The sequence below is a fragment of the Streptomyces sp. C genome (assembly GCF_000158895.1).
Classification (GTDB): Bacteria; Actinomycetota; Actinomycetes; order Streptomycetales; family Streptomycetaceae; genus Streptomyces; species Streptomyces racemochromogenes.
The window spans coordinates 6,106,686-6,127,451 of the sequence record NZ_GG657750.1 but is presented as its reverse complement, the minus strand read 5'-3'; the positions used below and the strand labels follow the sequence as shown (position 1 = coordinate 6,127,451).

The 20,766-nt window shown below is 75.5% G+C and carries 21 protein-coding genes; 12 read left to right on the top strand and 9 right to left on the bottom strand.

Annotated elements, in window-relative coordinates; translation table 11 throughout:
• Positions 1 to 122 precede the first annotated feature (122 nt).
• Positions 123 to 1,028: an NAD-dependent epimerase/dehydratase family protein gene (locus tag SSNG_RS27575; protein WP_007267215.1), complete on the top strand. Its 906-nt coding sequence runs from the start codon at positions 123 to 125 to the stop codon at positions 1,026 to 1,028.
• Here SSNG_RS27575 and msrB read toward each other — a convergent pair.
• From msrB to SSNG_RS27555, 4 genes are all read right to left on the bottom strand, one after another.
• Positions 1,009 to 1,416 carry a peptide-methionine (R)-S-oxide reductase MsrB gene (msrB, locus tag SSNG_RS27570; protein ID WP_007267214.1) on the bottom strand — a complete coding sequence of 136 codons (408 nt, stop codon included), beginning with the start codon at positions 1,414 to 1,416 and terminating at the stop codon, positions 1,009 to 1,011. The two genes, SSNG_RS27575 and msrB, sit on opposite strands and share 20 nt — an antisense overlap.
• Before the next feature lie 15 nt (positions 1,417 to 1,431).
• Positions 1,432 to 2,826: a UDP-N-acetylmuramate--L-alanine ligase gene (gene murC, locus SSNG_RS27565; RefSeq protein WP_007267213.1), complete on the bottom strand. Its 1,395-nt coding sequence runs from the start codon at positions 2,824 to 2,826 to the stop codon at positions 1,432 to 1,434.
• 67 nt (positions 2,827 to 2,893) lie between these two features.
• The gene (locus SSNG_RS27560) at positions 2,894 to 3,361 is read right to left on the bottom strand and encodes a hypothetical protein (RefSeq protein WP_042802053.1); all 468 of its coding nucleotides are present in this window, start codon (positions 3,359 to 3,361) and stop codon (positions 2,894 to 2,896) included.
• A gap of 146 nt (positions 3,362 to 3,507) precedes the next feature.
• On the bottom strand, positions 3,508 to 4,332 hold the full coding sequence (locus SSNG_RS27555) for a pyrimidine reductase family protein (RefSeq protein ID WP_042802051.1): 825 nt from the start codon (positions 4,330 to 4,332) through the stop codon (positions 3,508 to 3,510).
• A gap of 36 nt (positions 4,333 to 4,368) precedes the next feature.
• Between SSNG_RS27555 and zapE the strand changes: the two genes are divergently transcribed.
• The 5 genes from zapE to SSNG_RS27530 all read left to right on the top strand — a co-directional run bounded on the left by zapE (position 4,369) and on the right by SSNG_RS27530 (position 9,420).
• The gene (gene zapE, locus SSNG_RS27550; RefSeq protein ID WP_007267210.1) at positions 4,369 to 5,475 is read left to right on the top strand and encodes a cell division protein ZapE; all 1,107 of its coding nucleotides are present in this window, start codon (positions 4,369 to 4,371) and stop codon (positions 5,473 to 5,475) included.
• Between the two features lie 62 nt (positions 5,476 to 5,537).
• Positions 5,538 to 5,963 carry an OsmC family protein gene (locus SSNG_RS27545; protein WP_007267209.1) on the top strand — a complete coding sequence of 142 codons (426 nt, stop codon included), beginning with the start codon at positions 5,538 to 5,540 and terminating at the stop codon, positions 5,961 to 5,963.
• A gap of 158 nt (positions 5,964 to 6,121) precedes the next feature.
• Complete coding sequence (locus tag SSNG_RS27540; protein WP_042802050.1) at positions 6,122 to 7,462, top strand: alkaline phosphatase PhoX; 1,341 nt, start codon at positions 6,122 to 6,124, stop codon at positions 7,460 to 7,462.
• Positions 7,463 to 7,573: 111 nt separating this feature from the next.
• Positions 7,574 to 8,485 (top strand): polyphosphate kinase 2 family protein, encoded by a 912-nt coding sequence (locus tag SSNG_RS27535; RefSeq protein WP_007267207.1) that lies wholly within the window; start codon positions 7,574 to 7,576, stop codon positions 8,483 to 8,485.
• Between the two features lie 17 nt (positions 8,486 to 8,502).
• Positions 8,503 to 9,420, top strand: a complete 918-nt coding sequence (locus tag SSNG_RS27530) for a polysaccharide deacetylase family protein (RefSeq protein ID WP_042802049.1) — start codon at positions 8,503 to 8,505, stop codon at positions 9,418 to 9,420.
• Positions 9,421 to 9,490: 70 nt separating this feature from the next.
• On the opposite strand, the gene SSNG_RS27525 is transcribed toward SSNG_RS27530, so the two are convergent.
• From SSNG_RS27525 to SSNG_RS27515, 3 genes are read right to left on the bottom strand one after another with little or no spacing between them, the layout of a single operon-like run.
• Entirely contained in the window at positions 9,491 to 10,147 is a 657-nt protein-coding gene (locus SSNG_RS27525; protein WP_007267205.1) for a hypothetical protein, read from the bottom strand.
• Complete coding sequence (locus SSNG_RS27520; protein WP_007267204.1) at positions 10,138 to 10,968, bottom strand: ATP-binding cassette domain-containing protein; 831 nt, start codon at positions 10,966 to 10,968, stop codon at positions 10,138 to 10,140. The genes SSNG_RS27525 and SSNG_RS27520 overlap by 10 nt, the downstream gene beginning before the upstream one ends.
• Positions 10,965 to 11,639, bottom strand: a complete 675-nt coding sequence (locus tag SSNG_RS27515) for an AIM24 family protein (protein WP_007267203.1) — start codon at positions 11,637 to 11,639, stop codon at positions 10,965 to 10,967. Before SSNG_RS27515 ends, SSNG_RS27520 begins: the two co-directional genes overlap by 4 nt.
• Positions 11,640 to 11,710: 71 nt before the next feature.
• Between SSNG_RS27515 and SSNG_RS27510 the strand changes: the two genes are divergently transcribed.
• The 5 genes from SSNG_RS27510 (at position 11,711) to SSNG_RS27490 (ending at position 17,743) form a co-directional block, all read left to right on the top strand.
• Positions 11,711 to 12,460, top strand: coding sequence for an aminoacyl-tRNA hydrolase (locus SSNG_RS27510; RefSeq protein ID WP_007267202.1), 750 nt, complete (start codon positions 11,711 to 11,713; stop codon positions 12,458 to 12,460).
• A gap of 165 nt (positions 12,461 to 12,625) precedes the next feature.
• The gene (locus SSNG_RS27505) at positions 12,626 to 13,906 is read left to right on the top strand and encodes a DUF692 domain-containing protein (protein WP_128637182.1); all 1,281 of its coding nucleotides are present in this window, start codon (positions 12,626 to 12,628) and stop codon (positions 13,904 to 13,906) included.
• Positions 13,903 to 14,964 (top strand): TIGR04222 domain-containing membrane protein, encoded by a 1,062-nt coding sequence (locus tag SSNG_RS27500; protein WP_050779925.1) that lies wholly within the window; start codon positions 13,903 to 13,905, stop codon positions 14,962 to 14,964. The genes SSNG_RS27505 and SSNG_RS27500 overlap by 4 nt, the downstream gene beginning before the upstream one ends.
• Before the next feature lie 84 nt (positions 14,965 to 15,048).
• Positions 15,049 to 15,789 carry a TIGR04222 domain-containing membrane protein gene (locus tag SSNG_RS27495; protein ID WP_007267199.1) on the top strand — a complete coding sequence of 247 codons (741 nt, stop codon included), beginning with the start codon at positions 15,049 to 15,051 and terminating at the stop codon, positions 15,787 to 15,789.
• Positions 15,790 to 15,988: 199 nt separating this feature from the next.
• Positions 15,989 to 17,743, top strand: coding sequence for an alpha/beta hydrolase (locus SSNG_RS27490; RefSeq protein WP_128637180.1), 1,755 nt, complete (start codon positions 15,989 to 15,991; stop codon positions 17,741 to 17,743).
• 111 nt (positions 17,744 to 17,854) lie between these two features.
• On the opposite strand, the gene hemQ is transcribed toward SSNG_RS27490, so the two are convergent.
• Together hemQ and hemG are read right to left on the bottom strand one after the other, a co-directional pair.
• Positions 17,855 to 18,568, bottom strand: a complete 714-nt coding sequence (gene hemQ / locus SSNG_RS27485) for a hydrogen peroxide-dependent heme synthase (protein WP_042802045.1) — start codon at positions 18,566 to 18,568, stop codon at positions 17,855 to 17,857.
• Between the two features lie 23 nt (positions 18,569 to 18,591).
• A complete protein-coding gene (hemG, locus tag SSNG_RS27480; RefSeq protein ID WP_042804187.1) occupies positions 18,592 to 20,070 on the bottom strand; it encodes a protoporphyrinogen oxidase in 1,479 nt (492 codons plus the stop codon).
• Positions 20,071 to 20,220: 150 nt separating this feature from the next.
• Here hemG and SSNG_RS27475 point away from each other — a divergent pair.
• Positions 20,221 to 20,766, top strand: a 546-nt coding sequence (locus SSNG_RS27475; protein WP_129593398.1) for a DUF4349 domain-containing protein, incomplete at its 3' end; no start/stop codon positions are given.

Here is a 20,766-nt window from a genome sequence, read left to right as displayed (position 1 = left end):
ACCGTGCTGCTGGAGGACGTGCTGGAGGCGCTGGCGGGGTACCGGCCGGTGGTGGCGCGTTGCCGGGTGGACCGTCGCGCGGCCCTGCCGGGCTGGCGGGTGCTGACGGTGAGGGCGGCCTCGTGACGACGATCGCGGTCACGGGTGCGAGCGGCTTCTGCGGCGGGCACGTGGCCCGTGCGGCGGCCGCGGCCGGGCACCGGGTCGTCTGCCTGGGCCGACGGCCGGGCCCGCTGGGCGGGCACCGGTTCTGGGACGCGGCGGCGGCCGGGCCGGACCTGTCGGGGGTGGACCTCGTCGTCCACTGCGCGGCGGCGGTGGGCGATCCGGCGCCGGGCTCGCGGGCGGAGGCGGCGATGCGCGCCGTCAACGTGGACGGGACGGCCCGGCTGCTGGCGGCGGCCGCCGGCCGGCCGGTGGTGTGGGTGAGCAGCGCGAGCGTCTACGACCCGCGCCGCGGCCGGGGCCGGGTCGCGGAGGACCATCCGCGCGCGCACCACCTCAACGCCTACGGGCGTAATAAGGCGGAGGGGGAGGCCCTGGCCCTGGCGGCGGGCGCGGTGGTGCTGCGTCCGAGGGCGGTGTACGGGCCGGGCGACACGCAGCTCCTGCCGCGCCTGCTGTCGCGGGTGCGGGCGGGCACCCTGCTGCTGCCGGGTCCGGACGTGGAGCTGAGCCTGACGGCGGTGGAGAACCTGGCGGACGCCTGCCTGGCGGCGCCGGGCTGGGAGCCGGGCGCGTACAACGTGGCGGACGCGGCCCCGTACTCCCGGGACGCGGCGGTCGCGGCGGTGCTGCGCGCCCACGGGGTCCGGGCGCGGATCCGGCACCTTCCCCTCCCGGTGGCGGGGGCGGCGGCCCGTGCGGCGGAGGCGGTGTCCCGGCTGACCGGCGGCGAGCCGGCGCTGAGCCGGTACGCGGTGGACCAGCTGGCGCACCCGGTGGTGCTGGACCTTGCCAGGGCCCGCGCGCAGGGCTGGACCCCGCGGCGGACCCTGGTGGACTACCTCAGCCCTCGGCCGGCGTGAGCCGCAGGGAGATCGAGTTGATGCAGTAACGCTGGTCCGTCGGAGTGGGGTAGCCCTCGCCCTCGAAGACGTGTCCGAGGTGGGAGCCGCACGTCGCGCAGAGGACCTCGGTACGGACCATGCCGTGCGAGGTGTCGGCGCGCAGTTCGACGGCCTCGGTGTCCTTCGGGTCGTAGAAGGACGGCCAGCCGCAGTGCGACTCGAACTTCTCCGTGGAGCGGAAGAGCTCGGCGCCGCAGCCACGGCAGGAGTAGACGCCCTCCGTCTTGGTGTCGGTGTACTCACCGCGGAAGGCGGGCTCGGTGCCGGCGAGGCGCAGCACCTGGTACTCGGACGGGGTCAGCTCCGCCTGCCACTGCTCGTCCGTCTTCTGGACCTCGTACGCCATGACGCTCCCGCTCCCTCAGTTCGACAGGCGGGCGAGGATCTGCGGTCCCAGATCCGTGACGTCGCCGGCGCCCATGGTCAGAACGAGATCGCCGGGCTTGGCCATTCCCGCGATCACGTCGGCGACGGCGGTCTTGTCGTGCTCGGCGGCGACGTCGGCGCCGGCGGTGCGGGCGGCGGAGATGATCAGCTCGCTGGTGACGCCGGGGATCGGGTCCTCGCGGGCCGGGTAGATGTCGAGGACCACGGAGGCGTCGGCCAGGGCGAGGGCCTGGCCCATCTCCTTGCCCAGTTCCTGGGTGCGGGAGAAGAGGTGGGGCTGGAAGACGACCAGGATGCGGGAGTCGCCGGCGGCGCTGCGGATGGCCTCCAGGTCGGCGGTCATCTCGGTGGGGTGGTGCGCGTAGGAGTCGATGACCTGGACGCCGGCGGCCTCGCCCTTGAGCTGGAGGCGGCGCTTGACGCCGGTGTACTTGCCGAGCGCGGCGGCGAGGTCGTCGGCCGGGATGCCCAGGGCGACGCCGGCGGTGAGGGCGGCGACGGCGTTGTGGGCGTAGTGGCGGCCGGGGACGGAGACGGTGAAGACGATCTCGCGCCCGTCCATCACGACGGCGACCTCGCTGGTCAGGCCGCGGGGCGTGATCTTGCGGATCCGGACGTCAGCGGTCTCGTCCTCGCCGTAGGTCCTGACGATCAGGTCGGGGTTGCCGCTGACGCGGTGGGCGATCTCGGCGGCGCCTTCCTGACCGTGGGCGACGACGAGGGTGCCGCCGGGGACGATCTTGCCCACGAAGGTCTCGAAGGACTCGTAGATCTCGTCCATCGACGCGTAGTTCGCGTGGTGGTCGAGTTCCGCGTTGAGGATGATCGCGACCTGCGGGGTGTACTTGTGGAAGCTGCGGTCGCTCTCGTCCGCCTCGGCGACGAAGACGTCGCCCTCGCCGTGGTGGGCGTTGGAGCCGGGGGCGTCCAGGTCGCCGCCGATGGCGTACGAGGGGTCCAGGCCGAGGGCGCTGAGCGCGACGGCCAGCATCGAGGTGGTGGTGGTCTTGCCGTGGGTGCCGGCGACGGCGATCGGGCGCAGGCCGTCCATGACGGAGGCGAGGGCGTCCGAGCGGTGCACGACGGGGATGCCGAGCTCGGCGGCGCGGGCCAGCTCGGGGTTGTCGGCGCGGATGGCGCTGGAGACGACGACGCAGGTGGCGTCGGTGGCGAGGTGGCCGGCGGCGTGCCCGATGTGGACCGTGGCCCCGTGGGCGCGCAGGGCCTGGGCGGTCTCGGAGTCACGGGAGTCGCTGCCGGCCACCTGCGCGCCGCGCTGGGCGAGGATCTTCGCGATGCCGGACATGCCGGCGCCGCCGATGCCGATGAAGTGGGGCCGTTCCATCGCGGTCGGCAGGCCGGGCTTCATTCAGGTCGCTCCAGGATCGAGTGCGGGGGGCCCGCCGGGGTGGGCCCGGGGGTGTGTCCGCCCCAGCCTATTCGTTGTGGGCGAAGAGCTTGAGCACGGGAACCTCCACTTTGTGCCGGGCGCGGGAGGCCCAGTCTCGGTGGAAGAACTCCTCGACCAGGTGGGGGGCGGTCAGGACGATCACCTCGTCGGCTCCGGTCTCGTCGACGACGGCCTTCAGTTTGTCGAGCGGGTGCTCCTCGACGATCTGGCCGACGGCCTTGGCGCCCTTGGCGCGCAGGGCATTGAGAGAGTGCGCGAGCGCGTGTGCGGCCGGGCCGCGGGCGGCCTCGCCCTCGGGTACGTCGGCCTCGCGGAGGGCCTCGGGCAGCTCGCCGAGCGCCACGTCGTCGATGGCGCGGAGCAGCCGGTCCTGGTCGCCCCTGGGTTGCATGAGGACGATGAAGGAGACCGGGTCGTCTCCGTGCAGGGTGGTGACGAAGTCCACGTCCACCGTGGTCAGCGGCTGCTCGATCATCAATACGCTCGTGAACACGGACGCCCTCTCCTTCATGGGCCGGGGCCGGTCGGCCGGCCCCTGCGGAAACCATCCTGCCCCGCTTGCGCGCGGGGCCTCGCGAGTATGTGTGCCCAGGTATGTGCCCGTCGGAAGCTAAGCGGAACTAGAAATTCCGCTTCTGGTCAGATCCGACGGTAGCTGGTGAACAGGAACCCGGCCTCCTCCAGTACGCAGGCGGGCGCGAGCCGGTGCGGAACCTCGACGGAGGGCCCGCCGGAGATCCGCTGGGCGCCGCCGGCCGTGAGCGTCGGGGAGATCGTCAGGCACAGCTCGTCCAGGACGTCGGCCGCCACGAACTGCCCCAGCAGCCGGGGCCCGCCCTCGGTCAGCTGCCGCCGCAGCCCCCGGGCGGCCAGCTCGCGCACCGCCCGCTCCGGATCCGCCCCGGCCCCCTCGCCCGCCACCACGACCTCGGCCCCGGACGCGGCGGCCGCGGCCACCCGGTCGGAGGGGGCACCGGCCCCGGTGACCACGAGGGTGGGGACAAGTGGCGAGGTGAACAGGGGCAGGGTGAAGTCCAGGTCCAGGCTCGCGGTGACCACCGCGATGGCGGGGGCGGGCCCCTGCCCCGCGGCCGCGCGCCGGGCCGCGAAGGCCTCCCGGGCCCGCGCCGGGCGGTAACCCTCCTGGCGAACCGTTTCCGCCCCCACGACCACGACGTCGGCCAGGGCCCGCAGGGTCCCGAAGATCCGCATGTCGGCCTCGCCCGAGATGGGCTGGGAGCGCCCGTCGTGCTGGGCCGCGCCGTCCAGCGTGGACACCATGTTGGCCCGCAGCCAGTGGGCGCCCGGGGCCAGCTCCGGGTACGCGTAGGCGTCGGCGAGCTCGTCCAGCGACCACTCCCGGTCGGCGGGCGGCCGCGCACCGTCGGCCGGGCCCCCGGGAGCGGCGGATGTCTGATCTGTCACGGCTGATGTCTGATCGGTCACAGGGAACAGGCGTCGCATCGGTGCAGTGTGACACGCCCCGTAGAGTTGAGAGCTGTGTCGACATCTCTCTCCACCTCCGGTCCTGCCTCCGGGCAGCCCCCCATAGCCGACGCCGGCCCCCTCGCCCTGTGCGCCCGCGAGCCGCGCGTGCCGGCCGAACGGCTGGTGGCCGAGATGGTCCCGCCGCCCCGCTTCGACTCGGTGCGCTTCGACACCTACGACCCCGACCCCACCCAGCCGAGCCAGGCCGAGGCCGTCGAGGTGCTGAGCGGCTTCGCAGCCGGCCTGGGCGGCGCCCACGCCAGCGGCGCCGGCAAGCGCAGGTGGTTCCAGAAGAAGGCACCCGCCCCGGCCCCCGGCCCGCGGGGGGTCTACCTCGACGGCGGCTACGGCGTCGGCAAGACCCACCTCCTCGCCTCCCTCTGGCACGCCACCCCGGCCGAGCCCGCGCTCAAGGCCTTCGGCACCTTCGTGGAGCTCACGAACCTGGTCGGCGCGCTCGGCTTCCAGCAGACCGTGCAGACCCTGGGCGGGCACAGGCTGCTGTGCATCGACGAGTTCGAGCTCGACGACCCGGGCGACACCGTGCTGGTCTCCTCCCTGCTCAGCCGCCTCGTCGAGCAGGGCGTGGCACTGGCCGCCACCTCCAACACGCTGCCCGGCAAGCTCGGTGAGGGCCGCTTCGCCGCCGCCGACTTCCTGCGCGAGATCCAGGGGCTCTCCGCCCACTTCCGGCCGCTGCGCATCGACGGCCAGGACTACCGCCACCGCGGCCTGCCCGAGGCCCCCGCGCCCTTCTCCGACGAGCAGGTCGCCAAGGCCGCGTACGCGACCCCGGGCGCGAGCCTCGACGACTTCCCGGGCCTGCTGGACCACCTGGCGAAGGTCCACCCGAGCCGCTACGGGGCGCTGACGGACGGAATAGCGGCGGTCTGCCTGACCGACGTCGTCCCGGTGCCGGACCAGTCGACGGCGCTGCGCCTGGTGGTACTGGCCGACCGGCTGTACGACCGCGAGGTCCCGGTGCTGGCCTCCGGGGTGCCCTTCGACCGGCTGTTCAGTGAGGACATGCTCAACGGCGGTTACCGGAAGAAGTACTTCCGAGCCATATCGCGGCTCACCGCGCTCGCCCGCGACGCGAAACCCCTGGTCTCACAGTAGGTTTGGCACGGCCGGGTCGCTTCTCGCGGCCCGGCCGTTTCCACTTCTGCGAAGGGATCACCATGGCCACCACGCGTCACGCGCACACCGTCTGGGAAGGCAACCTGCTGGAGGGCAAGGGTCAGGTGACCCTCGACTCCTCCGGCAAGGGCACCTTCGACGTCTCCTGGCCCTCCCGTGCCGAGGCCGCCAATGGCAAGACCAGCCCCGAGGAGCTGATCGCGGCCGCCCACTCCAGCTGCTTCTCGATGGCCCTCTCCCACGGCCTCGCCGGCGCCGGCACCCCTCCCACCCGCCTGGAGACCAAGGCCGACGTCACCTTCCAGCCGGGTGAGGGCATCACCGGCATCCACCTGACCGTGGAGGGCGAGGTGCCGGGCCTCGACAACGACGCCTTCGTCGCCGCCGCCGAGGACGCGAAGAAGAACTGCCCCGTCAGCCAGGCCCTGACCGGTACGACGATCACCCTGAGCGCCAAGCTCGCCTGATCTCCTCCCCCTCGTCACCGCCGGGCCCCGCGCGCACGCCGCGCCGGGGCCCGGTGGGGTGACGGGGGCCGGCGCCCGCACGCGTCGCGCGGGACCCGCACCCCCGGCGTGGTACCACGGGCCGGTCACATCTCCAGTGGTGCAGCGGGGAGTTGCCGATGTCCGTCACCCGACGCAGCCTGCTCGCGGCCGGCGCGGTCGCCTTCAGCGGAGCCCTCGGAGCGCTCTGGGCCCCCGACCGGGCCCGCGCCTCCGCCCGGGGGTACGGGCCGCTGCTGCCCGACCCGGCGGGACTGCTGGACCTGCCCGCGGGGTTCTCGTACCGGGTCCTCTCGCGCGCCGGGGACCGGCTGCGCTCGGGCGAGGGCACGGTGCCGGCCAACTGCGACGGCATGGCCGCCTTCGGCGCGGGCGGCGGGCGGCTCCGCCTGGTCCGCAACCACGAGAACCGCGCCACCGCCGCACTGCGCGTCCCCGCCGTGGACGGGCTCACGTACGACCCCGGGGCGCTGGGCGGCTGCACGGTGCTGGAGCTGGACCCGGCGGGCGCGGTGTGCGCCGAGCGGGTCGGCCTCGCCGGGACCGCCGTCAACTGCGCCGGCGGGCGCACCCCCTGGAACACCTGGCTGAGCTGCGAGGAGACCGAGGACCGGGCCGGTGACTCCGGGTACTCCCGGGACCACGGGTACGTCTTCGAGGTGGACCCCGCCGACCCGCACCGGCTCGGTGCCGTCCCGCTGACCGCGCTGGGCCGCTTCGCGCACGAGGCCGTCGCCGTGGACCCGTACCGGGGGACGGTCTACGAGACGGAGGACGCGTTCGTGAAGCCCTTCGGGCTGTTCTACCGGTTCCTGCCCGCGCGGCCGCTCGGCGGGCCCGGCTCCCTGCGGGCGGGCGGCCTGCTGGAGGCGATGCGGGTGCCCGGGGTGGCGGACCTGTCGGTGGTGGACCGGCCGGGGGCGGAGTTCCCGGTGGAGTGGGTCCCCGTACCGGACCCCGCCGCGGCCGTGACGCCGGTCCGCTTCCAGGACTTCGGGCCGCGCGGGATCACCCACGCGCAGAAGCTGGAGGGCTGCTACTGGGGAGGCACCGGGGTGTACTTCGTCTCCAGCTACGCCCGCGGCCGCGAGGGGGCCGCCGCCGACCACCACGGGCAGGTGTGGTTCCACGACCCGGTGCGCGGCCGGCTGCGGCTGGAGGTGCTCTTCGGCCCGGCGGCGGACACCGCCCTGCCCGGGGACTCCCCCGACAACATCTGCCTGGCGCCCGACGGGGGGCTGATGGTGTGCGAGGACGGCGGCGGCGACCAGTACGTCTTCGGGGTCACCCCGGGAGGGGAGGTCTACCCGGTGGCCCGCAACGCGGACGACATCGGCACGGCCGGGGTGCCGGAGTGGGGGGAGTTCGCGGGGGTCGCCTTCTCCCCCGACGCCCGGACGATGTACGTCAACGCCTACGCGCCGGGCACCACGTTCGCGGTCACCGGCCCCTGGCGCTGACCCGCCGGCCGGTACCGGCCGCCCCGCGCCGCCGTCCCGCGCCGCCGCCTCGCGCCGCCGTCCGATGTGCTGCACGATCGTACGGAGCCGAGCGGATCGGGGTGGACAGCGGTGGCCGGGAAGCGAAAGAAGGACGGCGGCGCCGGCGGTGCCGGAGCCGGGGAGTCCCGCGAGGGCGCGGACGGCCCGGCGCTCGCGCCGCTGCTGCGGGTACCGCCCGGGGAGCGGGTCGACCTCGCCGGGCTGGACACCTCCGCCACCCCGGGCGGACCGTCCGACAAGGCGGCCGGGGCCGAGGCCGTCGCCCGCATGGCCGAACCGCTGGCCTCCCTCCAGGAGCGGCTCTACGCGGCCAGCACCGCCGGGGACCGGCGCAGGCTGCTGCTCGTGCTCCAGGGCATGGACACCAGCGGCAAGGGCGGCACGGTCAAGCACGTGATCGGCCAGTTCAACCCCTCCGGCTGCCGGGTCAGGGGCTTCAAGGCCCCCACCCGGGAGGAGCGCGCCCACTCCTTCCTCTGGCGGATCGAGAAGGCCCTCCCCCAGCCCGGCGAGATCGGCATCTTCGACCGCTCGCACTACGAGGACGTCCTCGTCGCCCGGGTGCGCGAGCTGGTGCCGGCCGACCGGCTGGAGCGGCGGTACGCGCAGATCAACGCCTTCGAGAAGGCCCTCGCCGACGACGGCGTGACCCTGGTGAAGGTCTTCCTCCACATCGGCCGGGCGGAGCAGCGCGAGCGGCTCCTGGCGCGGCTCGACGACCCGGAGAAGCACTGGAAGTTCAGCCCGGGGGACCTGGAGGACCGCGCGTTGTGGCCGGCGTACCAGGAGGCGTACGAGCTGGCGATGGAGCGCTGCTCCACGGAGGCGGCGCCCTGGTACGTGGTCCCCGCGGACCGCAAGTGGTACCGCAACTGGGCGGTCGGCAGGCTGCTGCTGGAGCATCTGGAGGCGATCGGGCCGAGGTACCCGACGGCCGACTTCGACGTCCAGGAGTGCCGCAAACGTCTGCTTGCCACATAGTCATATATTTTGCGTACGTGACCCTTTCTGTACGCAAAGTAGCGGCCGTGGCCGTGCTCGGCGCCGCCCTCACGGGATGCGGGGGCGGCCCCTCGGGCCCCCAGCAGGGTGCCGGGCAGGCCCGCCTCGCCAGTCCCGCGGCCCCCGGCCCGGCCACCGCGTCCTCCCAGTCCTCCCCTTCCCCCTCCGCCTCCGCCCCCGCGTCCGCCTCCCCGCTGCCCGGCGCGCCCGCCAAGGTGCCGGTCCTGACCCCCGGCGCGAACGGCCTGACCCCCGTCTTCGAGCGGACCCGGCAGCGCTCCGAGAAGACGGTGGCGCTCACCTTCGACGCCGACATGACCTCCGATCAGGGACCGCGCGCCGCCTCGGGGGAGCGCTTCGACAACCCGGGCCTGATCGAGACCCTGCGCCGGCTGAAGGTGCCCTCGACGGTCTTCATGACCGGGCGCTGGGCCGAAGAGTACTCCGACCAGGCCAAGTCCATCGGCACGGACCCGAACTTCGAGATCGCCAACCACTCGTACAGCCACCACGCGTTCAAGTCCCCCTGCTACGGACTCCCCGCACTCGACGAGGAGGCCGCGCGGGCCGACGTGGAGCGGGCCTTCGCGGCGTTCCGGAAGGCGGGCGCGGTCAACACCGTCCCGTACTTCCGCTTCCCCGGCGGCTGCTACGACGACCAGGCGCTGAAGGCCCTGGCCCCGGCGAAGGTCACGGCCGTGCAGTGGGACGTGGTCAGCGGGGACGCCTTCGCCAAGGACCCCGACGCGGTGGCGGAGCAGGTGCTGGCCGGGGTCAAGCCCGGGTCGGTGGTGGTCATGCACTGCACGCGCAGCGCGGCCCCGGTGACCGAGCAGGCGATCCAGAAGATCGTCCCCGAACTGCGAAAGCGGGGATTCCGCTTCGTGAAGGTGTCGGAGCTGATGGGGAAGTAACGTTCCTTCACCATCGGCCCCGGTCGGCCGGGATCCGGCCCCGGCCCCGGCCCCGGCCCCGCCCCCGGGGTCAGCTCCGCCGCGTGCTGACCAGGCAGGCCACCGTGCCCGCCGCCCCGGCCAGCAGCACCGCCCCCGCCAGCGCGCCGAGCGGGAGCGGCGCGGTGCCCGCGCGGGCCGCCCCGACCAGGGCGGACACCGCGCTGCGGGCCGGGGAGAAGGCCAGGACCCAGGCCAGCAGCGAGCCCACGCCCCCGGCCAGGACGGCGCGGCCCCGCCCGCGGAGCAGCGGCCTGCTGCACACCGCGCCCACGGCCGTCCCCGTCAGGGCGCACACCGCCAGCGCCACCGCTCCGGCCAGCGCCGTCGCGGCCGGGGGCTGGTACGTGAGGTCGCCGGCCAGCAGGGCGTAGGCCGCGCCCGCCGCCCCGGCGAGCAGCGTCCCGGCCAGCGCGGTCAGCAGGGCCGCCGCGTGCACCCGTACGGGTCCGGCCGCGCGGCGGAGACGGCGCGGGCCGCCGGGGGTTTTTGCGGTGACGCAGAGCCGGACCAGCCAGACGCTCAGCGGCACCAGGCCGGCCGCCGTGTAGCCGAGGGCGTCGAGCGCCGGGTCGCCGGAGCGGACGCCGACCGCGACGAACGCCGCGTACACGACGAGCGGGGCGATCCAGCGCTGGGAGCGCAGCAGCAGGGCACCCTGGTAGCGCAGCAGGGCGGTCAGGGCCAAGGGAGTTCCTCCACGGCGCGGATGTGCCAGGGCGGGCCGGCGGTGAGCAGCTCGCGCAGTACGGCGTCGGAGCGGGCGGCGTCCACGGTCAGCAGGACCCCGCCGTCGGGGGCGGGCCGGGCCGCGGCGGCCAGGCCCGGGGGCGGGGCCGCGCCGGGCGGGCCGGCCGCGTGGATCCGTACGGCGGGTACGCGCGGGCCGGCCTGCGCGGGCGGGGCCTCCAGGGTGCCGCCGCGCATCCGGTAGTGGGCGTCGGGCAGGCCGGCCAGCCGGGCCGGGTCGTGGTCGACGAAGACGACCGTGCCCCCGGCGGCGGTGCGTTCGGTGACGGCCCGGTCCAGTTCCGTCCGGGCGGACGCGTCCAGCCCGGTCCAGGCCTCGTCGAGGACGAGCAGGCCCGGCCCGGCGAGCAGTGCCTGGGCGGCGGCCACCTTCTGGCTGGTGCCCTTGGACAGTTCGGCCATCGGGGTGCCGGCGTACGCGGCCGCGCCGAACCGCTCCAGTCCCTCGGCCGCCCGCCGGGCCGCCTGCGCGCCCGTCAGGCCGTGCACCCGGCCGAGGTGGGTCAGGTAGGCGCCGGCCGTGAGCGGCAGGGCCGCCGGGAAGCGTTCGGGGACGTAGGCGGTGCGGGTCGGGCGGCCCTCGATCCGGCCCTCGGTCGGCGTGTCGATGCCCGCGACGATCCGCAGCAGGGTGGACTTGCCGCTGCCGTTGCCGCCCTCGACGCGGACCAGGGCGCCGGCCGGGAGCTCGGCCGTGATCCCGCGCAGGATCCAGGGCCGGCGCCTTCCGTAGCGGCGGCCCACGCCGGTGAGCCTCAGTGCGCCGCCGCCGTCTCGGTGAGCTCGCTGGGCCGGACGATGACGAAGCCCTCGCCGCTCAGCTTCAGCTGGACGGCCTCACCGGAGCCGCCGCGGATCATCGAGCCGACGGACTGGGAGCGGTGCAGCCCGGTCTCCAGCGCCGCGCTCCAGCCGACGACCGCGTCCGTGTCCACGTACACCGGCGCCTGAGCGGTGACCGGGATGATGATCGGGTTGCCGTCGCAGACCACGGCGAGCTTGCCGGTGCCGGTGAAGAGGCTGTTGAAGAGTCCGCCGCCGGTCATCCCGGCGCCCTTGACCATCCGGATCTCGTAGGACAGCGTCGGGTCGAAGCAGAGCACGTTGCGCCCGTTGATGGTGAGGGCGTCGCCGGGCTCGAAGTCGATGATGAAGCAGTTGCCGGCCTGGTGCGCGAACCAGGCCTCGCCCTGGCCGCGTACGGACATCAGCGCGAGCCCCTCGCCGGTGACGGCCCGCTTGAGCATGCCGCCGATGCCCTGGCCCTTGCGCTCGAACTGGAGGTTGCCGCGGAAGGCGACCATCGACCCCTGGCGGGCGAGCATCTCCCCGTTCACGGCGTACTTCACGGACTTGGCGTTCTGCAGGGTCATGCCCGGCGCGGTGGCGGGCTGGACGAGGTTCTCGCTCGCGAAAAGGTCGCTCTTCATGGACCCGATCCTCACCCGCGCCGCCCACCCGGGACATCATCCTGGAGGCGGAGGCTGGCATGCTTACGAGGATGAGCAGCCAGCACGTGAACGAGACCTCAGACGTACCCGCGGTCGGCGCGGACAGCCCCTTCCGGCGCGAGCACGCCCTGCGCGACGAGGCCCCGCAGTTCGTCCTGCCGCTGGTGGTGCGGATCGAGAAGGCCGAGCCGCCGGCGCGGACCGACGCGCTGGAGACGGCGGCCCGGGCCGTGCTGGTGCTGCTGACGGACGAGCGCTCGCACGGCGAGGGCGAGTGGGCCGGGGCCGTGCGCGACTGGCAGGACGCGCGGATCCGCAAGGTGGTCCGGCGGGCGCGCGGGGCGGAGTGGCGCAAGGCCGGGACCCTGCCCGGCGTCACGGTGGAGGGGCGGGCCTCGGAGGTCCGGGTCTTCCCGCCGGTCCCCCTGGACGGCTGGCCCAAGGAGCTGGCCAAGCTCCAGGTGTCGGGCACCGACCTCGACGACCCGGAGCCGGTGGGTCCGGTCGAGCCGGGGATCCCGGTGCTGTGGCTGAACCCGGAACTCGACATGTCGGCGGGCAAGGCGATGGCGCAGGCGGGGCACGCGGCGCAGCTGGCCTGGTGGGAGCTGACGGCGGCCGAGCGCGCGCTGTGGCAGGCCTCCGGCTTCCGGCTGGCGGTGCGCACCGCCCCGCGCGAGCGGTGGGCGGAGCTGAGCGGCAGCGGGCTGCCGGTGGTCCGCGACGCCGGCTTCACGGAGATCGCCCCGGGCTCCTGCACGGTGGTGGCGGACCACCCTGCCCTGCGCGCCCGGCTCTGAACCGGCGGGGCGGATCCGCCCTGGTGGGGCGTGAGACGCCGACGCCCGGCCGCGGAACCTCAAATGTTGCTCTGAACGTCCCCCACTGGTGGTTGGCCGGCCCGCGCCGGGGCCATCACTTCGGCATACGGTCCGCATAAAGGGGGCGAGGGGGACATGAAGCCCATGGAACGCCTGGGGGTGGGCATCGGCTGGCGGCCGGAGATCGCGGACGCGGTCGAGCGGCTGGACGGCCTGGACTGGGTCGAGGTGGTGGCGGAGAACGTCTGTCCGGGCCACCTGCCCGAGTCCCTGGTGCGGTTGCGCGAGCGGGGGGTCCGCGTCGTCCCGCACGGGGTCTCGCTGGGCCTGGGCGGGGCCGACCGCCCCGACCCGGCGAAGCTGGCGGCGCTCGGGGAGCGGGCGGTGGAGCTGGGGGCTCCGCTGGTCACGGAGCACATCGCCTTCGTGCGCACGTCCTCGCCGCTACTGGAGGCCGGGCATCTGCTGCCGGTGCCCCGGACCCGCGACGCGCTGGCCGTGCTGTGCGAGAACGTGCGGATCGCGCAGGACGCGCTGCCCGTGCCGCTGGCGCTGGAGAACATCGCCGCTCTGGTGTCGTGGCCCGGGGAGGAGCTGACGGAGGGGCAGTTCCTGACGGAGCTGGTCGAGCGGACCGGGGTGCGGCTGCTCATCGACGTGGCGAACCTGCACACCAACCGCGTCAACCGCGGCGAGGACCCGGCCGCCGTGCTGGACTCGGTCCCGCTGGAGGCGCTGGCGTACGTGCACGTGGCCGGGGGCGTGGAGCGCGACGGCGTCTGGCACGACACCCACGCGCACCCCGTGCCGCCGGTGGTGCTCGACGTGCTGGCCCGGCTGCGCGAGCGGGTGGACCCGCCCGGGGTCCTGCTGGAGCGGGACGACGATTTCCCGCCCGAGGCGGAGCTGGCCGCCGAAGTGGCGCGGATCCGGGCGGTGGTGGACGCGGGCGGGCCTCCGGGGGCCGTGCGGCAGCGGGTGGCCCTGCGCGAGGAGCCCCCGGGTCCGGCCGGCGAGGCCGCGCGGACCCGGCTGGCGCTGGGGCAGGCGGCCCTGCTGTCGGCGCTGGTCGCCGGGACGCCCGTACCGGAGGGCTTCGACCGGCAGCGCGTCCGGGTGCAGGCGCGGGCGCTGGCCGCCAAGCGGGCCTCGGTGGTCGCGAAGGTCGCGCCGGAACTGCCCGGGATCCTGGGCGGTCCGGCCGCCTACCGCACCGCGTTCCTCGGCTACGCCCGCGGCCGCCCGATGACGGCCGGGTACCGCCGCGACGCGCTGGACTTCGCCGAGCACCTCCTCGTACGGGACCTGCCGGCCGACCCGGCCGCGCGGCGCCGGCTGACCGCCTGGTGGCGGGAGCGGGCGGGGGTGCGGCCGCGGGGCCGGGTCGCGCGCTGGGCCCGCGCCCTGGTCGGGAGGACGCCGTGAACGCGCTCGCCCTCGCCGTCTGGGCGGCCGTCACGCTCTCCACCGTCCTGCTGCTGCGCGCCCTGCGCCGCGCCCGGCCGCCGGTGGCGGGCCCCGCGCCCGCGCTGCACGACCTGTCCGAGGCGGCGTTCCTCACGGGCGGTCCCGGCACCGTGGTCGACAGCGCGCTCGTCTCGCTGTTCGGGGACGGCCGGCTGGCGGTCGGCGGCCCGGGCGTCGTGCAGGCCCTGCCGGGGGCGCGGGGCGCGGACCCCGCCGAGCGGGCCGTGCTGCTGGCGCTCGCGCAGGCTCCGTCCGGGTGGCTCTACCAGGTGCGGTACGCCGCCATGCGCGAGCCGGCCGTGCAGGAGACCGGGGACGCGCTGGCGGCCCGCGGGCTGCTGTCGGCCCCCGGTACCGGGCGCGGGGTGCGGCGGTGCGCGCTGGCGCAGGCGGTGGTGTGCGTGGCGATGGTGCCGGTGGCGCTGGTGGTCACCTCCGTGTTCTGGGCGCTGTACCCGGGGCCCCAGGTGCCGTTCGTCCTCAAGGTGCTCCCGGCGCTGCTGGGCGGCTTCGTGGCGGGCGTGGTGTGCGCGCGGCGGGCCAGGCTGAGGATCACCCCGGCGGGGCGGCGGGCGCTGGCGGGCTTCCGGGAGCGGTACGCGGCCGATCCGGCGCCGTGGGTGCAGGTGGCGCTGTTCGGGCTGCGCGGGCTGCGGGACGCCCGCCTGCGCGAGCAGCTGGTGCCGGCGGCGCGCGAGACCCGGCTGGCGGCGGCCCAGTCCCGGGTGCGCGGGGGCGGCTCGTCGGACACGTTCGGGGCGGCGTCGGCGGATCTGCTCCCGGTGCTGTGGTGCGCCGCGGGCGACAGCGGGGACGGGTCCTCGGGGTCCGGCGGCTGCGGTTCCTCCGGGAGCGGCTGTTCCGGCGGCTCCGGTTCGGGTTGCTCGGGTGGTTCCGGTTCGAGTTGCTCCGGCGGTTCCGGTTGGAGCTGGTCCAGCGGTTCGGGTTGCGGCGGTTCCTCTGGTTCCAGCTGCTCCAGCGGTTCCTCCGGTTCCAGTTGCTCCAGCAGTTCCTGACCGACCATCACCACCGCATCACGAGCTGCTCACGCTTGGGCACCGGCCGCCTGAAAGGGGCTCCGGCGGCTGTAGAAATCGGCCATGTTCTGGATCTTGTTCCTGCTGCTGGCCTGGGCCGGGGTGCTGACCTCGGCCGCCCGCCTGCTGCGGGCCGCCACCGAGGCCGCCGACCCGGCACCCCGCTCCGCCGCCGCCCGGCGGCCGGGCGCGCTGAACCTGTACGAGGCCGCGTACCTGGCCGGCGGCCCCGAGCGGGTCGCCGTGCTGACCCTGCTGTCGATGGAACGCCGGCGCCGGCTGCTGCTGGCCCGCACGGGCTGGGCCACCGTGCTCGACCCGGTCGCCCGTGACGCCCACGAGCGGGCCGTGCTGGCGGCGTTCGGCCCCGACGGCCAGTCCCCGGTGTCGGCGCTGCGGGAGGCCGCCGCCGCACACTCGGCCGTACGCGCCCTCGCGGACCGGCTGGACGAGGCGGGCCTCGCGGTGCCGTGCGGGGTGCGGGACGCGGTGGCGGACGGGGTTCGTTCGGTGCGGTGGGCCGCCGTGCTGGTGGTGGCCATGGCGGGGGCGGCGCTGGCGGTCCCGGCGGACGGGGCGGACGTGTCGAAGGTGCTGTACTGGTTCGCCCTGCCGATGCTGCTCGCGGTGTGCTGCCTGGCCATAGCCGGCCCGGGCGGCCCCTGGGCCTCCCCGGCGGGGCAACGCCTCCTCGCGGCCCTGGACCACGACCGCACCCCCGCCGACCCCCTGGCCGCAGTGGCCGTCCGCGGCCTGAGCGCCCTCCCCGATGCGGACCTGCGGGCGGCACTGGGGCGCCCCTGAGGGCGTCCGCGAAGCGGCGCCGTCCGCCCGGAGGGCGGGCGGCGTGGCTCCCCCGGCCACTGCTGGGAGGTGGCCCCGGGCGCGTGCCCCCGGCGCTCCGTCAACCGGGCGTACCGCGCCCGGTGTTCCGGCGGTTCACCCGGGACCGCGTGCGGACCTGGCATTTCATCAGACCAGACGATGAGATGGAGGAGTCGCCATGCGGACGTGCCGGACGACGACGCTCACGCGGCAGGGGGTCGCCGTGGCGGTGCTGTGCCTCGCCCTGTGCGCCCCCGCACCGGCACGGGCGAGCGGGCCCGCGCCGGGTGGCGGGGACGGGCGGGCCGCCATCGAGGATGCCGGGGCCGAGCTGGTCGTGCGGCGGGCCGCGGCTGCCGCCGCGCTGCGGCCGGTGGGCGGGGCGGGCGGGGCTCCGGCGGCGGGGACCCGGCCCGTGGTCCGGCCCTCCGCCGGTGGCGGGCGCCTGGAGTTCGGGCCGTGTCCCGCCGTCGAGGAGCTGCCCGACCCGGTGCGGTGCGCCACCCTGCGGGTCCCGCTCGACTACGGCCGCCCCGACGGCCCGCAGATCTCCCTCACCGTCAGCCGGGTCCCCGCCACCGGCCGCGGCGGCGCCCCCCGGCAGGGCGCGCTCGTGTTCAACCCCGGCGGGCCGGGCGCCTCCGGGACGGCCTTCCCGCTGCTCGGCGACCGGCCCGCGTGGGCCCGTATCGCGGCCGCCTACGACCTCGTCGGCTACGCCCCGCGCGGGGTCGGCCGGTCCGCCCCGCTGACCTGCCAGGAGCCCGCCGAGTGGCCGCAGGGGCCGACGCAGGTCCCGGCCGAGCCCTCCGCCGCGTACAAGCGGGAGCGGCTGGCCGCCGCCCGGGCCTACGCCCAGGGGTGTGCGCGGCACGCCGGCCCCGCGCTCGGGTACTACACGACCCTGAACAACGCGCGCGACCTCGACGTGCTGCGGGCCGCCCTCGGCGAGCCGCGGCTGACCTTCATGGGCGCCTCGTACGGCACCTACCTCGGGGCCGTCTACGCCACCCGCCACCCCGAGCGCGTGCGCCGCATGGTCTTCGACTCGGCGGTCGACCCGGACCCCCGCCGCGTCTGGTACGCGAACAACCTCGCCCAGGCCCCGGCCTTCGAGCGCCGCTGGGCCGACTTCCGCGCCTGGGCGGCCCGCCACCACTCCGTGTACGGGCTCGGCACCACGGCGGGGGCCGTGCGGGAGAGCTACGAGAAGGTCCGCGCGGCCGTGGCCCGTACCCCGGCGGGCGGGGTCGTCGGGACGGGCGAGCTGCACGCGGCGTACCTGCAGACCGCGTACTACGACGACGTCTGGCCCGAGCGGGCCGCGGCCCTCGCCGCGTTCCTGCACGGCGACGAGGCCCCGCTCGTCCGGCAGGCCGCCCGCGACCCCGCGACGGCGCAGCGGGCGGCCAACGCGACCGCCGTCTACACGGCGGTGCTGTGCAACGACGCCCCCTGGCCCGGCGACTGGGATACCTGGGACCGCGACAACACCCAACTGGCCCGCCGGGCCCCCTTCGAGACCTGGGCCAACGCCTTCCTGAACCTGCCCTGCGCCTCCTGGCCGGTGTCCGAGCGGCAACGCCCCGTCGACGTCGGGGCAGTCGGGGCCGTCGGGGCGGCCCCGGGCCGGCTGCCGGGGACGCTGATCGTGGCGGCGGAGCGGGACGGGGCGACGCCCCACGGGGGCGCGCTGGAACTGCAGGGGCGGCTCGGCGCCCGGGCCTCGCTGGTGACGGAGCAGCGGGCGGGCACCCACGGGGTGGCCGGCGGACGCAACGCGTGCGTGGACCGGCATGTGGAGCGGTACCTGCTGACGGGGGCCACCCCGGGGTGGCGCGTCACGTGTGCGCCGCATCCGGAGCCCGCACCGGTGTCGCTGGACGACCGGGCAGCCGGCGCCTCCAGGGCGCTGCTGCCTCCGGCCGTCTGAACTTCCGGGCGGGATCTCCGGCTGCGTCGTTTCGGGGGCATGGCCTCCCGATCCCCGGAGGCCACCCTTGTGTCACGGGTGTCCCTCCGGTCCTTCCCCCCAGGGGAGGTATCAGGCGAGCCCGGCGACCAGATCGGCGACGGACTTGCGGCGCCCGGTGTAGAAGGGCACCTCCTCGCGGACGTGCATGCGGGCCTCGGAGGCGCGCAGGTGGCGCATGAGGTCGACGATGCGGTAGAGCTCGTCGGCCTCGAAGGCCAGCAGCCACTCGTAGTCGCCCAGCGAGAAGGAGGCGACGGTGTTGGCGCGCACGTCGGGGTACCCGCGGGCCATCTTGCCGTGGTCGGCGAGCATGCGGCGGCGGTCCTCGTCGGGCAGCAGGTACCAGTCGTAGCTGCGCACGAAGGGGTAGACGCTGACGTAGTCGCGGGCGACCTCGTCGGCCAGGAAGGCCGGGATGTGCGACTTGTTGAACTCGGCCGGGCGGTGCAGGGCCATGTTCGACCACACCGGCTCCAGGGCGCGGCCCAGCTTGGTGCGGCGGAACAGGTTGTAGGCGGTCTGCAGCTCGTCGGCGGTCTCGGCGTGCCACCAGATCATGATGTCCGCGTCGGCGCGCAGGCCGGAGACGTCGTAGGTGCCGCGGACCGTGATGTCCTTGGCGGCCAGCTGGTCGAACAGCTCCTGGACCTCGTCGGCGAAGCCGGTACGGTCCTCCGGAAGAACGTCCTTCAGCTTGAAGACGGACCACAGGGTGTAGCGGATGACCTCGTTGAGGTCCTTCGCCTTCTTCCCCGCGTTGGGAATCTTCTCTGGTGCAGTCATGTGTCCATTGTCCCGTGTGCTGATCAGTGGTCTGTCCCAGGGGTGGCCAAAGCGGAGATCACCGCGTCGGCCGCCTTCCCGGCGCTCGCGACGCAGGCCGGGATGCCGACCCCGTCGTAGAGGGCTCCGCAGACCGCGAGGCCCGGCAGCGCGGCCACGGCCGCCCGGATCCGCTCGACCCGGGCGAGGTGGCCGACGGGGTACTGGGGCAGTCCGCCGTCCCAGCGGGTGACGGTGGCGGCCACCGGCCGGGCGGCCAGCCCGACGGCCTCGCCGAGGTCGCCGAGGGAGACGTCGACCAGTTCGGAGTCGTCCCGCTTGAGGTCGCCCTCGTCGCCGTGGCGGCCGATGGAGGTGCGCAGCAGGAAGAGCTCCGGGTCGGCGCCGGCCCAGGCCCACTTGTTGCTGGAGAACGTGGACGCCTTGATCGTGCGGCCGTCGACGGGCGGTACGAGGAACCCGCTGGCGCCGCCGTCGGCGATCGCGGCGGGCAGGTCGGAGCGCCGGAAGGCCATGGTGACCAGGGCCATGGAGGCGTACTCGGCCTCGCGCAGCCCGGCCGCGGCCGCCGGTGCGAGGCCGGCGAGCAGGCCGGCGGCGGGCCCGGCGGGGGTGGCGAGGACGACGGCGTCGGCGTCGAGGACCTCGCCGTCGGCGGTGATCCGCCAGCCGCCCGGCGTACGGGCGATCCCGCGCACGGGGGTGCCGGTCAGGATCCGCGCCCCGGCGGCCCGGCAGGCGTCGGCCACGGCGAGCGGGAACCGGCCGATGCCGCCGGCGATCCCGGCGAAGAAGGCGCCGGTGGCGGCCGCGCCGGTGACGGTGGTGCGTTCGGCGGCCGCGCGGGCCGCTGCGCCGCTCTGGAGGGAGCGGACGCTGTCGGTGAGCGTGGGGTGGTTGCGTACGGCCTGGTAGAGGGCGGGGACGGCGGCGCGCATCGAGATGCGGTAGGCGTCGCCCGCGTAGACCCCGCCGAGCAGCGGTTCGACGAGCCGGTCGACGACCTCGCGGCCCATGCGGGCGGCGACGTACTCGCCGACGGCGACGTCCTCGCCGACCTCGGTGGGCGGGAGCGCGGTGTCGGCGGCGACGCGGGCGAGGCCCTCGGCGGACAGGACGCCGGATGCGGCGAGCGGGGCGGTGTCGCCGGGGACGCCCATGACGTGCCCCTTGGGCATGTCGCGCAGGGCGCCGCGGGTCCACAGCCGGGCGGTGGCGGTGGCCGGGGGCTGGAGGGCGTCGCCGAGGCCGACGGCCCGGGCCAGCTCCAGGGCCTCGGGGCGGCGGGCGAGCACGGATTCGGCGCCGAGGTCGACGGGGGCTCCCGCGAGCTCTCCGGCGTACAGCTTGCCGCCGAGTCGCGGGCCGGCCTCCAGGAGGGTGACGCGGACCCCGTCGCCGAGCAGCCGGTGGGCGGCCGCGAGGCCGGAGATGCCGCCGCCGATGACGACGACGTGCCGCGGGGGCCCCGGCCGGTCCGTACGTGTGTCCGCTCCGTGCATGAACACATCGTCTCAGACCGGGTGGTGGGGCACCGCCGCAGCCTGAACGTGACCGCATCGGGACCAGCTCGGGACCTGGCGGGCGAAACCCGCCGGGGGCCCGCGGGCGTCGAAACGGGGACATCAGCCGATCCCCCGGGGGTACTGACGATGCACACGCTCCACAGACACCGCGGCGCCGTGGCGCTGGCCGGCCTCTCGCTCGCGGGGGCCCTCGCGCTCACGGGCTGCGGGGCCGACGGCGGCGCGCAGTCCTCCTCGGACCGGGCGGCCGTCGCCGGGCCCCGGGAGGGCGGGGCCGCGCAGGGCAAGCCGGGGGCGGGGGCGGCCGCGCCCCCGTCGGCGGCGCAGGACTCCAAGGCCGGGACGCAGGCGCCGGTGCGCCCGCACGTCATCCGTACGGGGACGCTCGGCATCGAGACGCCCGAGCCGCAGAAGGCCCTCGCCGCGGCCCGTACGGCGGCCGAGGGCGCGGGCGGCTACGTCGGCAACGAGTCCACCGAGCGCGGCCGGGACGGCCGGATGACCTCGACGCTGACGCTGCGGGTGCCGGGCGAGCGGTTCGACTCGGTGATCGGCGCGCTGGAGGGCAGCGGCAGGCTGCTGAACCGGAAGGTCGAGGCTCAGGACGTGACCGAGAAGGTCGCCGACGTCGAGAGCCAGGGTGAAGTCGCAGCAGGCCAGCGTGGCCCGGGT

Bases quoted from the DNA above. Each gene is read 5' to 3' on its own strand.
- msrB (WP_007267214.1), bottom strand. From the start codon at position 1,416: ATGGCGTACGAGGTCCAGAAGACGGACGAGCAGTGGCAGGCGGAGCTG.
- SSNG_RS27490 (WP_128637180.1), top strand. From the start codon at position 15,989: ATGCGGACGTGCCGGACGACGACGCTCACGCGGCAGGGGGTCGCCGTG.
- SSNG_RS27495 (WP_007267199.1), top strand. From the start codon at position 15,049: ATGTTCTGGATCTTGTTCCTGCTGCTGGCCTGGGCCGGGGTGCTGACC.
- murC (WP_007267213.1), bottom strand. From the start codon at position 2,826: ATGAAGCCCGGCCTGCCGACCGCGATGGAACGGCCCCACTTCATCGGC.
- SSNG_RS27540 (WP_042802050.1), top strand. From the start codon at position 6,122: ATGTCCGTCACCCGACGCAGCCTGCTCGCGGCCGGCGCGGTCGCCTTC.
- hemG (WP_042804187.1), bottom strand. From the start codon at position 20,070: ATGCACGGAGCGGACACACGTACGGACCGGCCGGGGCCCCCGCGGCAC.
- SSNG_RS27510 (WP_007267202.1), top strand. From the start codon at position 11,711: ATGAGCAGCCAGCACGTGAACGAGACCTCAGACGTACCCGCGGTCGGC.
- SSNG_RS27505 (WP_128637182.1), top strand. From the start codon at position 12,626: ATGGAACGCCTGGGGGTGGGCATCGGCTGGCGGCCGGAGATCGCGGAC.
- SSNG_RS27555 (WP_042802051.1), bottom strand. From the start codon at position 4,332: ATGCGACGCCTGTTCCCTGTGACCGATCAGACATCAGCCGTGACAGAT.
- SSNG_RS27515 (WP_007267203.1), bottom strand. From the start codon at position 11,639: ATGAAGAGCGACCTTTTCGCGAGCGAGAACCTCGTCCAGCCCGCCACC.
- hemQ (WP_042802045.1), bottom strand. From the start codon at position 18,568: ATGACTGCACCAGAGAAGATTCCCAACGCGGGGAAGAAGGCGAAGGAC.
- SSNG_RS27545 (WP_007267209.1), top strand. From the start codon at position 5,538: ATGGCCACCACGCGTCACGCGCACACCGTCTGGGAAGGCAACCTGCTG.